The 14,142-nt window shown below is 38.5% G+C and carries 13 protein-coding genes; 8 read left to right on the forward strand and 5 right to left on the reverse strand.

The window, feature by feature from the left end; all coding sequences use genetic code 11:
• Positions 1-154 precede the first annotated feature (154 nt).
• The 4 genes from MLE13_RS09580 to MLE13_RS09595 all read left to right on the forward strand — a co-directional run bounded on the left by MLE13_RS09580 (position 155) and on the right by MLE13_RS09595 (position 3,425).
• A complete protein-coding gene (locus tag MLE13_RS09580; protein ID WP_240749494.1) occupies positions 155-940 on the forward strand; it encodes an AraC family transcriptional regulator in 786 nt (261 codons plus the stop codon).
• A gap of 171 nt (positions 941-1,111) precedes the next feature.
• Entirely contained in the window at positions 1,112-1,894 is a 783-nt protein-coding gene (gene yidC, locus MLE13_RS09585; protein WP_240749495.1) for a membrane protein insertase YidC, read from the forward strand.
• A gap of 49 nt (positions 1,895-1,943) precedes the next feature.
• Positions 1,944-2,189, forward strand: coding sequence for a hypothetical protein (locus tag MLE13_RS09590; RefSeq protein ID WP_240749496.1), 246 nt, complete (start codon positions 1,944-1,946; stop codon positions 2,187-2,189).
• Between the two features lie 399 nt (positions 2,190-2,588).
• Entirely contained in the window at positions 2,589-3,425 is an 837-nt protein-coding gene (locus MLE13_RS09595; protein WP_240749531.1) for a M15 family metallopeptidase, read from the forward strand.
• Between the two features lie 52 nt (positions 3,426-3,477).
• Here MLE13_RS09595 and cls read toward each other — a convergent pair whose 3' ends face one another.
• The 4 genes from cls to MLE13_RS09615 all read right to left on the reverse strand — a co-directional run bounded on the left by cls (position 3,478) and on the right by MLE13_RS09615 (position 8,023).
• The gene (gene cls, locus MLE13_RS09600; protein WP_240749497.1) at positions 3,478-4,932 is read right to left on the reverse strand and encodes a cardiolipin synthase; all 1,455 of its coding nucleotides are present in this window, start codon (positions 4,930-4,932) and stop codon (positions 3,478-3,480) included.
• 162 nt (positions 4,933-5,094) lie between these two features.
• Positions 5,095-5,925, reverse strand: coding sequence for a squalene/phytoene synthase family protein (locus tag MLE13_RS09605; RefSeq protein ID WP_240749498.1), 831 nt, complete (start codon positions 5,923-5,925; stop codon positions 5,095-5,097).
• Between the two features lie 171 nt (positions 5,926-6,096).
• Positions 6,097-6,816, reverse strand: a complete 720-nt coding sequence (locus tag MLE13_RS09610; RefSeq protein WP_240749499.1) for an HAD-IIB family hydrolase — start codon at positions 6,814-6,816, stop codon at positions 6,097-6,099.
• A complete protein-coding gene (locus tag MLE13_RS09615) occupies positions 6,761-8,023 on the reverse strand; it encodes a glycosyltransferase (protein WP_240749500.1) in 1,263 nt (420 codons plus the stop codon). Before MLE13_RS09615 ends, MLE13_RS09610 begins: the two co-directional genes overlap by 56 nt.
• Before the next feature lie 261 nt (positions 8,024-8,284).
• Here MLE13_RS09615 and MLE13_RS09620 point away from each other — a divergent pair, with 261 nt between their 5' ends.
• Positions 8,285-9,400 (forward strand): NAD(P)/FAD-dependent oxidoreductase, encoded by a 1,116-nt coding sequence (locus tag MLE13_RS09620; protein ID WP_240749501.1) that lies wholly within the window; start codon positions 8,285-8,287, stop codon positions 9,398-9,400.
• Between the two features lie 17 nt (positions 9,401-9,417).
• Entirely contained in the window at positions 9,418-10,974 is a 1,557-nt protein-coding gene (locus MLE13_RS09625; protein ID WP_240749502.1) for a GNAT family N-acetyltransferase, read from the forward strand.
• Between the two features lie 10 nt (positions 10,975-10,984).
• On the opposite strand, the gene MLE13_RS09630 is transcribed toward MLE13_RS09625, so the two are convergent.
• Positions 10,985-12,208 (reverse strand): helix-turn-helix transcriptional regulator, encoded by a 1,224-nt coding sequence (locus MLE13_RS09630; RefSeq protein ID WP_240749503.1) that lies wholly within the window; start codon positions 12,206-12,208, stop codon positions 10,985-10,987.
• 115 nt (positions 12,209-12,323) lie between these two features.
• On the opposite strand from MLE13_RS09630, the gene MLE13_RS09635 reads away from it, so the two are divergent.
• Together MLE13_RS09635 and MLE13_RS09640 are read left to right on the forward strand one after the other, a co-directional pair.
• The gene (locus tag MLE13_RS09635; RefSeq protein ID WP_240749504.1) at positions 12,324-13,592 is read left to right on the forward strand and encodes an MFS transporter; all 1,269 of its coding nucleotides are present in this window, start codon (positions 12,324-12,326) and stop codon (positions 13,590-13,592) included.
• A gap of 186 nt (positions 13,593-13,778) precedes the next feature.
• The gene (locus tag MLE13_RS09640; protein WP_240749505.1) at positions 13,779-14,108 is read left to right on the forward strand and encodes a DUF5658 family protein; all 330 of its coding nucleotides are present in this window, start codon (positions 13,779-13,781) and stop codon (positions 14,106-14,108) included.
• Positions 14,109-14,142 lie beyond the last annotated feature (34 nt).

A 14,142-nucleotide genomic window follows, 5' to 3' on the forward strand; every position in this document is an offset into this window, starting at 1 on the left:
ACATTACTGAAGGCATATGGATAAAGTTTTGTGCATAGAGCAAATGACACAAAAAAAATACAAAAATAGCAGTTTTACTCTATTATTTCGTCTTATTTCAGTATATAGTTGAGATAATGTCGGAAAAACTTGTACAAAGAAAGACGGGGAAACCATGAATATTATCACTGCGCCAACTATTCAAGAAACCATTTCAAAAATTTTCATGAATGAAACAGAAAATTTAAACCAAATTGATGGTTTGGATAAATTTTTTGAAGTTGAAACACAATTAATGTACGAAATTCATCACCTTGAAAAAGAGCGTGCGAAAGAGACGTTAAGAGAGTTAATCGATATGTTGTCCCTTCGTTCGGAAAAAGATATCATTCGATCTATTCGTAATTATTACATCATCTTATCTTCTGTTATGGCGAGAAAACTTTATGAAATGCGCGTTCCACCAAAAAAAGCATTTGCTTTTAACTCTGCTTGTGTAGAGTTAGTAGATAAGCATATGAATGATTCAGAATTTATGTTTGTTGCAGACGAGTTGATTGAGTTTTTTGTATCGATTATTTCTGAACGCAAGCAACCTTCTTTTGGTCATCAAACGGTCAATAAAGTTGTGATTTACATTAACGATGAAGTAGAGCGCGATTTATCGGTCGAAGAAATTGCTAAACATTTCAATATCTCAACAAGTCATTTGTCACGTATCTTTAGAGAGCATGCAGGCATTACACTTGTTGAATATTTGAATGTGCGCCGAGTAGAAGAGTCACAATACTACCTTCGCCATTCGGATAAAGGCATTTCAGAGATTTCGAAGCAATTTCATTTCTGCAATCAAAGTTATTTTACGCGTATCTTTAAAAAGTATACGGAAGTCACACCAAAGCAATTTCGTGACAGTCAGCACATTCCGTATTTCCGTTATACATTGCCAAACGCTAAGTAAGGAGAAGAAATTCTCCTTTTCTTTTCGACTTTTTTTATCGCTGTTCTGTTTAGGAATGCCGTAATTTTGTCACAAAAATTAAAAACTTTATTCGTCTTCTCTCCATGGATTGAATTTTGTTCTGCTTATCGTTATACTTCATAGTAGTTAAAAAAGGCGAAGGTGACTAAATTGAAAAAGAAAATTACATTATTAATGATGATGGCATTAGCCGTTGTTTTGTTGAGTGGCTGTTCTGCTGTAGAAAACAAAGAAGGTATGTTTTATACGATTTTTGTTAAACCATTTGACGTGTCATTGAATTATTTAGGTGACTTGTTTGGAGGAAGTTATGGCTTAGCGATTGTGGTCATTACCATTATTATTCGTTTAGTATTAATGCCGTTCATGCTGCGTACATACAAACGTCAGCAAGGTATGAAAGTCAAAATGGATGCGATGCGTCCTGAGATGGAAGGTATTCAAAAACGACTGAAGGAAACAAAAGACAAAGAAGAACAAATGAAGTTGCAACAGGAAATGATGGGGCTATACAAAAAGCATGAAGTAAACCCATTGAACATGGGATGTTTGCCTGTCGTTATCCAAATGCCGATCATTATGGGTCTGTATTTTGCCATTTTGCACTCACCGGATGTTCAAGCCCACGAATTCTTGTGGTTTAGTCTAGGTTCACCAGATATCATCATGACTTTGATTGCTGGAGCAGTTTATTTCTTCCAAGCAAAAGTGTCATTATGGACGATGCCAGAACAACAACAAAAACAGATGAAATTGTTTATTTACATTTCACCAATTATGATCATGTTCATTTCATTTACATCGATGGCGGCTTTACCGGTTTACTGGACAGTCGGAGGGATTTTGCTGATTATCCAAACCTTTATCGGTCGTAAATTCTATTCGAATCATCCAGAAAAAGCACTTGAGTCAGTAGAAGATAAAAAAGAATAATAAGGAGCCGGCAACTATTGCCGGCTTTCTTTTTATGGGAGATGTTTAGATGAATATGAAATTAGTGCAAGGAGTGACGATTGCGCTTTTAAGTGTTACTTCACTTACTTGTTTAATATTTGGCTATTTAGAAGTGGCTGTACTGTTTATGACTGTGCTTTTCGCCATGACAAATAGCTTCCGCTATCGCCAGATGAAAGCACAAGGAATGCATAGAGAAGCAAAATGGATGCTCGGGATGTCCGTCACTTTTGGCGTATTGTTCTTTGTTGTGTTAGGAACTATTCTTTTTTAAAAGTAAAAGCACAATCTCTTTTATAGAGATTGTGCTTTTTGTGTATATTCATATTTTTCTTTCATGCGTTCCTCAAGTAATGTATCCAATTGACTCATCAATGCTTGAATATCATTTTCTGATATTTGATTCACTGTCGACAGCTCCTTAGGTGTTTATACACAGTTATTCGAAGCAGAATCGAATTTATGGGGGTATTTAGTTTTGAAAGTTAAATTTATTTTTAGGGTCTAATGTAAGTGTATAGATTAATTTTAAAATATAGATGAGGCAGTAAATTAACACTGAAAATATTTTGAAATTTAATCCGATTTTAAAAGGGAATGCCACGAGTTAACAAAGAATTTCAATCATAGAAATGGTAGAATAAGAAAGATATCAATAGAAGGAAGGCTTATGATGAAGTTTTTAGATCAATTCAAACAAAAAAATAAAAAGTTTTATATAAAATGGACGGTGATTGGTATGTCGGCAATTATGGCAGCACTAGCAGCACTTTGGTTATATATCAATGATTGGGACGCTCAACAAAGCATGAAGGTATTAATAGAGGCAGTGACAATTGAAGAACCCGCTACAGAAGCGCCAAAAGAGCAAGTTATAAAAATTCCTGAATCTAAAGAGGTAGTAGAAGAAAAGCCGGTAACAGAAGAGCTTACAGAAGAAATAGTAACCGATGCTACTGTATATCGCGAAGATAAGGAATTGCCAAAAGATCCAACAATCATTAATGGCGTGCTGTTGGCGAATAAACAACATCCGCTTCCCGACACGTATGCTCCTGGAGAAGTGCCAGAAGCGCGCACAGCTTTTGAAGCAATGAAAGCTGAGGCGGCAAAAGTAGGGATTAACTTAAATGCATTTAGTACGTATCGTAATTTCGCACGACAAAAGCAGTTATACGAAAGTTACGTAGCGAAAGATGGCCAACAAGCGGCGGATCGTTACAGTGCGAGACCTGGATATTCTGAGCATCAAACCGGATTATCATTTGATATTGGCGAATCTGGGCAAGAACAGCATTGGGCTTCTGCTTCATTTGGCGACACTGAAGGTGGCAAGTGGTTAGCGGTTAATGCTCATAACTATGGATTTATTCTTCGTTATCCTGAAGGTAAAGAGAAAATTACGGGGTATATGTATGAATCTTGGCATTTCCGATATGTCGGAAAAGATGTAGCTACGCAAATTTATGAAAAAGGTATTACACTAGAGGAATATTTAGGGGTTAATTAAACACAAAAGCGTCTTCGTAAAAATTACGAAGACGCTTTTTCTATGGGGGAAATTATAATATCGGAGCCAACAAGCGCGCGATAGATTCTTTTGTTTTAATCCAACTGGTCCGGTGTAAGTACATTTCATAGGTTAATTCAGTTGAAAGTTTCATATCTTGGTGGAAAAGTTCCGCAAGATCTGTTGATACTTTTTGATCGTAAATAAATGCATTGACTTCAAAGTTTAATTTGAAGCTTCTCACATCAATATTAGCGGTACCAACAGTAGACGCTTTATTGTCTGTAACGATCATTTTTGTGTGCAAAAAGCCATTTTCATAAGTGAATATGCGTGCTCCAGCTCTTAACATTTGACCTACATATGAGTAAGTAGCCCAGTAAACAAACGGATGATCAGGTTTATTCGGAATCATAATTCGGACGTCGATTCCAGATAAAGCAGCAATGCGAATGGCATCATAAAAAGTGGCATCCGGAATAAAATAAGGAGTTTGTACATAAATATATTCTTTTGCAGAGTTTATGAGTTTTACATAGCCATCTTTAATCTGTTCCCAATCTTCATCAGGACCACTAGAAACAATTTGCATGGAAGTGTTTCCTTTAGCTGGTTTAATGGGAAAGAAAAATTCGTCATGTGCAATATCATGGCGTGTAGATGCCTGATTCCAGTCGCGTATAAAGCGGGTCTGCAGAGGATTAAGTGCACTGCCTTCAATACGCAAATGGGTATCCCGCCAATATCCAAATTTGCGGCTTAATCCAATGTATTCATTTCCGACGTTAAAGCCACCGAGATAACCGATTTGTCCATCGATTACAACAATTTTACGGTGATTCCGATAATTTAATCGTGGGTTGATGATAGGTAAAATAGAAGGGAAGAAAGTTTCAACTTCTCCTCCTGCAGCGATTAACTCTTTGAAATGGCGCTTTCTTAAACTCCGAGACCCCATATCATCATAAAGCAAACGTACTCTGACGCCTTCCTTAGCTTTAGCGGTTAACGCATCCACAATTCGAGTGCCCAGTTCATCCAAACGGAAAATATAATATTGGACGTGAATATGATTAGTTGCTTTTTCAATGTCCTCAAGTAGTGCATCGAATTTTTTTCGGCCATCATTGAATATTTGAATGCTATTATCTTCAGTCAGTAAAGCGCCGTTATTACGCAAGTGAAGGTAGATCAAATCTGCATAGTCTTTTGTATCAGGATCTATAAATTCGAAGTTCTCATCATGCAGTTCATTCATTTGATGAGCAATCAAACTCTCGATGCCGACTCGTTTTGTGCCTTCCCATTTGAAAAGTGTCTTTTTGCGAAGCCTTCTGCCTAAAAATAAGTAAATGAAGAAACCAAAAATAGGAATAAAGAATAATACCAATAACCAAGCCCATGTACTTGAAGCATCGCGTCTTTCAAGAAAAACGAGTGCTGCTGCAAGGAGGACGTTCAAAATAAAGATAAACGCAGTTAAAAAGCTGAGAATAGTTACAGTCATTGGAATTCTCCTAACGTGAAATTCATGGTATACAAGTTTTTTCTCTACATTACCTAGTAAGGAAAATTCGGCTGGTTTATTTGAAAGTGTATTAGCATGAAATGCTTAACAATTGAGCGATTCAAAAAACTCCAGCCTCTTAAAAGATAAGGCTGGAGACAGTTAACTCAATCGTTCTTCTTGTTTCAATTGCTCTACAATGCCTTCAACTTCTACGCGACTCATCTTTTCTTTTCCAGATTTTAATGCTTTGAGCGTACTATGGGCTAATGCCAATGGCACTTTACAGAACATTAAAATCCGTTTGTTTTTAATCGGCTTTACATAAAGGTCTGCTTTTGCCAAATTGTTTTTAGCGTAGTTGAACATATCTTCACGGGTCCAACCTTCGGGTACGAAAGTTACGCCGCGCTCGAAATCTTCATCATAATTACGCAACATATTGACTGCTTGCAGTCCGCGACCAAAGGCAATAGCGTGGTCTGGGTCTGTAATCGTTCCGTCATACCAGTACCAAATGTCTGAAAGCATTGTGCCTACAAGACCAGCCACGTAGTAAGTATATTCATCTAAGTCTTCTTTTGTTTGAATCACCCAATTTTTTTCAACCCATTTGGACATTCCGCCAGCCATAATAGCAGTAGATTCCATTACTTTTCCTCTAATTTCTTCAGGGCAAACATGAATCCAATCTGCTAAGCGCATCGTGACAGGTGGTAAAAATTCTTTATAAGGTGCAACGAGTTCTAAATAAGCGTCTTCATCAAAATTTGTTTCCAGCATTGTTTGAATCGTGCTCAGCAATGTGATTTTAGCTTGATCTTCCATTTCTGGATGATCTTCAATTTCATCAATCGCTCGCATACAAAGATAAGCCGAGCCGACCGTCTTCTTTAAAGTAGGATCTAAAAAGCTGATTGGGATGAAAAAGGTCCGGCTCGTTTCCTTTAACATGATTAAGGACTCTTTTTGTAAATTCGAAACTTTGCTCATCTCAATTTCCTCCTGTTGTGTGTATTGATATTACCTAATTTTATGTATGACAAAATGGCTTCCTACTAAATATAAACCATCTAGATGAAAAAACAAACAAATACCCCGCAAGCCAGAACTTTGTACAAAAAAAGCCCCTTTAAACAAATTGAGATGCTTAAAGGGACAAGGTCAATCCGTATAGAAATAACGCCAAGCTTCATGGATTCCACCGGCATAACTTTCTGTAGCACGGTAAATAGAAGGATGTCTTTGTTGTTCAAGGAGTTCAGGTTGTGCATTTCCAACAATAACAGAAGGAAAGCCCATTGTGAGCATCTCTGCATCATTTCCAGAGTCGCCAGCTACTAGTAGTTTAGCGTCATCCAGCTGGTACATATTTAAGATGTATTGAAGCGCTTGTCCTTTGCCGCTACCTGCTGGGAGAATATCGACATCACGTCCACCGCTGTAAATCAATTTGTATGAAATTCCTGCTTGATCAAGTGCCGCGCGGAAAGCCTCTACAACAGTAATGTCAGTCGCATAATAAGAGCAACGGTTTGTGACCGGAAGCTCTTGTGAAACCAAATTAGGAATTTGACAAGCGATGGCATCTATTTTTTCAGGCATCCATGATTGTTTTAAACGCTGTGACCATACTAAGTCTTGTGCTAATGACTCTCCTATATAAATAGCGGTTCCTACGTCTGTAATCAGCACGTCAGGAACCGGTAAGTTTTCCTCATTGATAAGTGATAGAGCAGATTGATAATGCCTGCCAGTAATATAAATTAACGATACGTTGTACGGTTGATTGTTATAAAAATTCAGTAGAGTTTGCAAACTGTTTTGATCACCGACGAGTGTCCCGTCCAGATCTGTTGCTAATAAATGCGTTGCTGCGTGCATGAATAATCACCTCATATAATGTATTGATGCGAGAAGAAATAGAATCCCAATCAAAGTCTTTGCGAGCAATTTTTTCAGCTTGGCGACTTAATCTCTCTGTTAATAATGCGTTTGCTGATAAGATATCCATCGCAATAGCTAAATCGATTTCGTTTTTCGTTTCAACTAAAAGTCCAGAGATGCCATCTTGAACAACATTTTTTAATCCGCCCACATTTGAAGCGATAACAGGACTCCCGCAAGCTTGTGCTTCTGCAGCTACCATTCCGAAAGATTCATAGAAACTTGGCACAATTGTAGCGGTAGCCGAATTAAATAATAGAGCCAATTCTTCTTGGCTTTGAGGACCTAAAAATTTTACTCGATTTTCGATACCTTCAATGGCTTTACGCAGCTTATCGTCTTTAGGTAATCCTGTTTCCGAATCGAAGTCTTCAGTATCTCCGCCTGCAAGCACCAAATAAGGTGTCTCGGTAGATTTGTTTTTTTCAACCAACAATTGGAAAGCTTTTAATAAAGTGAAAATGCCTTTTGTTACTTCTAATCTTCCGGCAAAAACATAGAGGGGGCTACCGTAACCGAATTTTTTACGTAAATGTGTTCGATTGCCACGTACTTTAAACGCTTCATCTACTCCAATTGGAATAACTTGAATAGAAGAAGGTGAGTTTATATGAGATTCGATTAATTGTTTTTCGTTTTTAGTTGTTGCTATTACGTGATCTGTGTTTTTCAAAATTGCTTTTTCTGCATTTATCCGACGTTGGTCATGAACACCTGTTGCCCGTTCTTTTGCCCAAGCAAGTGAATGGGTTGTGTGGACATAAGGCAATCCAAATTCTTTTTTTAATTTTTTTCCGATTAAGCCCGATAACCAATAATGGGTGTGAACAATATCGTAAGACGCTACATTTAACGTGGTTTTCAATTCTTTATAAAATGCTGGAAGCATAGAATACATTTCATCCTTTGATACAAAGCCTTTTTGTCCAGCTTCTAATCTTATAACACGACACTTAGCTCCGAACGTTTCTATTTGAGGTGCTGAAGAATCACACCAATGCGTAGCGACATCAACTTGCCAACCTTTATTTTCTAATGCGAGTGCTAATTGCTTAACATAATTGTTTTGGCCGCCCGATTGCTTACCACCGAGCTTAGCTAAAGGATCGCCATGATCCGAAATAAATAATGCTTTCTTGTTCATCAAGCTCAGCTCCTTTTTACTTTTTTAAAAAAGGTCATCATGAATGTTTACCCGTATTTTAGAATTTTTAATCATTTATTTAGAGATTTGATTCTTTTCGACTGGTGGAAATTCTTAGTAACGAGAAAAACAGTAATATAGCTTTACCCCATAAATCTAAAAGATAATCCACAATATTCCACTTTTCAAGAAATGAATTTGAGTCTCTTGGTTCACTGCATTAGAATGAAGTCACAAGACTTTTGGAAACTAGGTGTTTACATGAAATCATTAATTATTATTGGTTCAGGAATTTTAGGCGCATCTGCTGCATACCATGCAGCAAAAGCTGGAGCAGCTGTCGTCTTAATAGACCGTGGCGATAAAGGACAAGCAACAGGAGCTGCAGCTGGCATCGTCTGTCCATGGATCTCTCAACGTAGAAACAAAGCCTGGTACAATTTAGCCAAAAGTGGAGCTAAATATTATCCAGAATTGATTTGTGAGCTTGAAGCTTTAGGAGAAGAGGATACAGGCTATAAAAAAGTAGGCATTGTTAGCATTCATGAAGACAGTAAATTAGATAAAATGGAACAAAAAGCATACGAGCGAAGAGTTGATGCGCCTGAAATGGGTGACATTAAAAGGTTATCGTCAGAAGAAACAAGAGAAGTTTTTCCTTATGCAACGGAAGAGTATGGAGCACTTTGGGTAAGTGGAGCGGCTCGGGTTGATGGAAGAGCTATTCGAGATGCGTTAATTTCGGGTGCAGTAAAGCTTGGAGCAGAACGCGTAACGGGAGATGCAGAATTATTGGTTGAAGAAGGGCAAGTTATTGGTGCTAAGGTAGCTGGTAAACAAATTATTGCAGACCGAGTTATTTCTACAGGAGGTGCATGGGCAGCAGAGTTATTCAAACCATTGGGATTGGACTTAGACATTGTGCCACAAAAAGCCCAAATTCTTCATTTACGTGCTGAATCTCAAGCAACGGGAGATTGGCCGGTTGCTATGGTTCCTTATGGTCAATATATTGTCCCATTTGCGGATGGTAAAATTGTTGCCGGTGCAACGCATGAAAATGGAGTAGGGTTTGATGATAAGCTGACAGCAGCAGGAATTCATCATATTCTTGATAAAACTTTAGAAGCGGCACCTGGACTTGGTAAAGCAGAAATGGCAGGGGCTGCAACTGGTTTTCGTCCCGCTACAACAAGTGCACTGCCGTTTATCGGTCAAGTTCCGGGATACCCAACTTTTTTTGCGGCTAACGGTTTGGGTGCTTCAGGTCTGACTGCTGGTCCGTACTTAGGTGCGCAGTTGGCAAAACTAGCACTTGGGGAACCTGTCGATATCGATTTGAGTCTTTACCAAGTAGAAGATGCGTTCAGGAGCTGAAAAGGAGGCGTGAAAATATGTATTGGTGCAAAATCGCCCGGACAAGAGCAGAATATGCTGAAATTGCACGCTTAAACTATGACACCTTTGTGGAAGAAATTCCTCAACATCAAACAAATGATAGCGGTACACGTGTCGATCCTTTTCATGAACAAAATACATATTTAATTGTATTGTCAGGAATGGAAGTGGTTGGCATGATTGCGTTGCGTTCTGAACGCCCGTTTTCATTAGATTTGAAAATCGGGAAGATTGAAGAGTTTTTGCCGAATGTGGGTAAAGTTTGCGAAATCCGGTTACTGGCGATACGTAAAGCGCATCGTAACGGACGTGTGTTTTTCCTTTTAGCTCGTGCATTATCTGATTTTTGCTTAGAGCAAGGTTTTGATTCAGCTATTATTTCTGGAACAACGCGTCAAATGAAACTATATGGCCAGCTTGGATTTCGTGCGTTTGCAGAACCAATGGGCACGGGGGAAGCTATCTTCATCCCAATGGTTACGACACGTCGCCAATACATGGATTCTGTTGCGGCAAGATTGCAAGCAAAACGCAGACTGTTTGTGCCTGGCCCAGTTGCTTTAACAAAACAGCTCGCTGCTCCTTTTCAAGAACCACCTATTTCTCATCGATCAGCAGCTTTTCGGGAAATACGGCAGGAAGTTGACCGCTTACTTGAGGATATGACAGGTATGACTCCTCATCTATTAGCAGGAAGTGGAACTTTGGCGAACGAAGCAATGCTCGCGCAAATAAAGCGGCTAAATTCAAAAGGTTTGATTTTAGTGAACGGTGAATTCGGCAGACGATTAGTTCGACAGGCGGAGCGTGTTAACTTGGATTATGAGGTAGTGGAAGAATCGTGGGGGAAAGCTTTCAATTTTAAAAAAATTGGAGAACAGCTCGAGACAGGAGACTTTCATTGGGTACTCATGGTTCATGGGGAAACTTCTACTGGGCAATTAAATGAATTTCACGAACTCACTGATATATGCAAGAAGCAAAACATAAAACTTTGCTTGGATTGCATCAGTAGTTTTGGGGCAGTGCCATTTTCACTTGAAGACGTTTGGCTCGCAACCGCCACAAGTGGCAAGGCGCTCGGCACTATGAGTGGTGTCGCCATTGTTTTTGCTAATCATGAAATTGAGCCAGACGATAATATGCCTAGCTATTTAGATCTTGGACTCTATGCGACAGACATCCCGTTTACATTTTCTGCGAGTTTACTGGAAAGTTTACACCATGCATTAAAGGCATATCCAGTTCGCTATGAACTATTAAATCAGCGTATCAATAAATTGCAAGAAGATACAAAAGACTGGCCAACCTTAGCGATGGGTTATCCAACCGCTCGAACTTTTCAGGCAGTAGAGGATATTCGTTTTCTTGTTGAAGATGCCCATCTTTCGGGTTTTGAGTTACATTCAGCAAGTAGCTATTTAAAAGCGCAGGAATTGTTTCAAGTCTCTTGCATTCAACCAGAGTTTGAAAAAGATTGGGATCACTTCTTAGAGTTTTATGAAATTTACTATCGTTATCATGTAAAAGAAAAAGCTCGTCACTCAATGTGACGGGCTTTTGTTATGCCATTACTTTTTTGTGCACTGCTAATATAAACGTTTTATAAGGGAAGTCGGGCATAGATTTGATCAAGTCTTTCGCAATCGTAGCGTGTTTTATTGCAAGCACCTTGTCGCCGAGCTCTAAGTAAATGAGTGCCATATAGGCATCTTTTTCATAATGCAACGACAAATCATAAGGGTGGTGTAGGAATTCCCAAAGCTCGTGCTTTTGCAGCCACACCAACGCTTCTTCAAATTGTCCGAGACCGTATAAAGCTTTTCCTTTTTCTAAAGTAAACATAAAGATCTTGTCTTCTGGATACTTTGCTAAGTTTTCATCAATCAAAGCAAGAGCCGCATGGTAGTCGTGAGCAAAAGAATTTAAATAATGCACTTCAATCGCATCAGCGAAGGCGCTCACCTCATCGTCGTCCGTAAAATCCGCAAACAAGTGAAGTTTCGAAATGTAATAATCTTTTCTTACTACATCCTCTTCCAACATGGCTTGAAAACCTGCGAGACGATAAAGGGCATCAATTCGATAAAACACTTGATGCTCTTTGGAGTATTGAATCGCCTCTTCCATTAAGCGCTTAGCGTTTTCCCCATCTCCTATAGCGGAATAAAGAATCGACTCGTAATAATCAAAGTCCAATTTTTTCAAAGGATCCAAAACCCCAGTCCGTTCTTCAAATGTCTTTCTTGAGGCTTGAATCGAAGTTAACGCTTCTTTATAGCGATGTTCTGTAAAAGCCATCATTGCTTTGAAAATGTGAAGGTCCGCACTTTGATTGATCATATGCAAGCTTTCGTATATTTCTTCTGCCTTTTTCAACACTTCTTCCCATCCGTGTTGTTTTGAGTGGTAACTGCAATATCCGTAAATTTCAAAGAGTCTCGCAGATTCATACCGGAAAGGAAGTTGTTCGAGATAGGGCTTTAGGATTTGAACGATGTTTTTATACTTTGCAATTAATTCATCACTTAACAATTCTTTTGTATAAAGCTTTTCGATTTTTTCCAATAAGCTTCTCAATTCATGCGTCGGCATGCTTTCAAGAAGTTCATTGCGATCTATATCTAGTTGTTCTGCAATATAGGACAAGCTTTCCATGGAAGGATTCGCTTTGTTGTTTTCGATTAAACTAAGCATTCCTTTGGTCAATTGATCACCTGCTAAAGCTTGTAAGGTTAACCCTTTTCGTTTACGTAAAGTCTTAATTCGTTCACCTAAAGTAGTCATCAAATCATCCACCTTTTCTTCAGTTTAATTATATTAAACTTTTTCTTGTCATGTCAATTCAGTTGTGATATATTTTGTTTAATTAAATTAAACTTTAGTTTAGGAGGGAAAAAGAATGAGTGGGGATTTGCGTATCAAACAAGCAACCTACCATCTGTATACGTTTACAGTTAGCAAATTAATATCCACATTTGGAAGCTCTGTTTATGCATTTGGTATTAGCTTATATGTATTGGCTTTGACTGGTTCAGCTGCTAGTTTTGCGATTAATTTAATTTGCAGTATTTTGCCAAGGTCGATATTATCACCATTTGCTGGGTATGTTGCAGACAAGTATTCAAAGAAAGCAATCATCATTCTGTCTCAAATGGCCAGCATGATCGCAGTGTTAGGTTTACTTGTTTTCGGGTTACTGAATGGTTTGTCGTTACCAGCTATTTATACGACCACCGCGCTATTGTCTGTTAGTACAATGTTTACCAGTGTCACGTTTTCTTCGTCGATTGCCAACTTGATTGATCCGAATCGTATTCAACGAGCCATGGGTTTTAACCAATCTGCCATTTCAATTGCGGCAATTGGGGGTCCTGTAGTCGGGGGAATTCTATTTGGATTTGTTTCGATGAATATTTTTCTAATGATTCAAGTAGTGGCATATGCTTTAGCTGTGTTGCTAGAGTCCACGATGAACTTCAGACTTTTTACAAATCGAACCGAGCACCAAGGTGACAAATCAAACAATTCCATGGTGAAAGAAATGAAAGAAGGGTTTTTTTACTTAAAATCCAATCGTGTCATCATGGTAATTGTGACGACGGCTGTTGGTATAAACTTCTTTTTTTCTTCAATGATGATTGGATTGCCATTTATTGCGGTTCAGCAATTGCAAATCAAAGCAACACATTTTGGAATGATTGAAGCCATGATTGCGATAGGGATGTTAGTAGCTTCTGTTTATTTTTCAATCAGTAAAGAAGTAGGATTTCCGCTCTTGGTTGCTAAAAGAGGCATATTGGTGATGTCTATTTTGCTTGCTGGAATGGGTATCCCGCTTATTGTTGGTATGTCTTATAATGTAACAGTTGGTTATTTCCTTATGCTTATGTTGATCTTTGGTATCAGCAATGTCTTTGTTAACACGCCGATTGGTGTCATGATGCAAAAGGACGTGGCAGAAGAATACCGCGGTCGTGTTTTTGGAATTTTGGAATCTATGGCAATGGCTATGATGCCACTCGGGTATTTATTATTTGGTTTGCTATATGACATGCTGCCTGCAGAATATGTGGTTGGTGCAAGTAGTCTTTGCTTGATTGCGCTAACGAGCTATTTGATGCGTTCATCAGTTATGAAAGAAGCCGTGCCTATACTTCAAAAAATATAATTGTCTTTTCATGTGCTGAACGACACCGTTCCCCCAGGTTGTTCAGTTTTTTTGTGGTTTATTTTCTTTATTTATTGAAAATTAAAATAATTTATGTAAAAATACCCCCTTTTGGTGTCTAATCTATATGTTTTCTGGGTAACCTATTACTAAGGACTTATGCTTAGTGAATGGGGGGTGTAGATTATGAGCTCGGAAAAATCCGCAGCGCCATTAAAAAAATATGTTTGGAGCTTAGTCATCTTAAATTTCCTAGATGGCTTGTTAACGTACATAGGGCTTTCAACTGGAGCTATAAATGAAGGGAATCCATTGCTAGTATCGCTTTCTCCTTTAGCCCTCCTAGCCACAAAGCTTTTCTTATCCCTTTGTCTTTTTAGCTTTCTCTTCACACCTTTCATCAAGATTCAATCCCGCATCTGGCGTTTTACGCTTGTGATGGTAAATGTTCTTTATTCACTCACGATACTTCTTCATGTGTATTGGCTGGTCATTTTAGTAACAATGAATTCTTGAATATAAAAAAACACCGCTATAAGCGATGCTCATG

Source organism: Planococcus halocryophilus, assembly GCF_022489025.1.
GTDB lineage: Bacteria > Bacillota > Bacilli > Bacillales_A > Planococcaceae > Planococcus > Planococcus halocryophilus_A.

Excerpts from the sequence above, each read along its gene's own strand:
- MLE13_RS09580 (WP_240749494.1), top strand. The coding sequence starts at position 155 with ATGAATATTATCACTGCGCCAACTATTCAAGAAACCATTTCAAAAATT.
- MLE13_RS09590 (WP_240749496.1), top strand. The coding sequence starts at position 1,944 with ATGAATATGAAATTAGTGCAAGGAGTGACGATTGCGCTTTTAAGTGTT.
- MLE13_RS09595 (WP_240749531.1), top strand. The coding sequence starts at position 2,589 with ATGAAGTTTTTAGATCAATTCAAACAAAAAAATAAAAAGTTTTATATA.
- cls (WP_240749497.1), bottom strand. The coding sequence starts at position 4,932 with ATGACTGTAACTATTCTCAGCTTTTTAACTGCGTTTATCTTTATTTTG.
- MLE13_RS09605 (WP_240749498.1), bottom strand. The coding sequence starts at position 5,925 with ATGAGCAAAGTTTCGAATTTACAAAAAGAGTCCTTAATCATGTTAAAG.
- MLE13_RS09610 (WP_240749499.1), bottom strand. The coding sequence starts at position 6,816 with ATGCACGCAGCAACGCATTTATTAGCAACAGATCTGGACGGGACACTC.
- MLE13_RS09615 (WP_240749500.1), bottom strand. The coding sequence starts at position 8,023 with ATGAACAAGAAAGCATTATTTATTTCGGATCATGGCGATCCTTTAGCT.
- MLE13_RS09620 (WP_240749501.1), top strand. The coding sequence starts at position 8,285 with ATGAAATCATTAATTATTATTGGTTCAGGAATTTTAGGCGCATCTGCT.
- MLE13_RS09625 (WP_240749502.1), top strand. The coding sequence starts at position 9,418 with ATGTATTGGTGCAAAATCGCCCGGACAAGAGCAGAATATGCTGAAATT.
- MLE13_RS09630 (WP_240749503.1), bottom strand. The coding sequence starts at position 12,208 with ATGACTACTTTAGGTGAACGAATTAAGACTTTACGTAAACGAAAAGGG.
- MLE13_RS09635 (WP_240749504.1), top strand. The coding sequence starts at position 12,324 with ATGAGTGGGGATTTGCGTATCAAACAAGCAACCTACCATCTGTATACG.
- MLE13_RS09640 (WP_240749505.1), top strand. The coding sequence starts at position 13,779 with ATGAGCTCGGAAAAATCCGCAGCGCCATTAAAAAAATATGTTTGGAGC.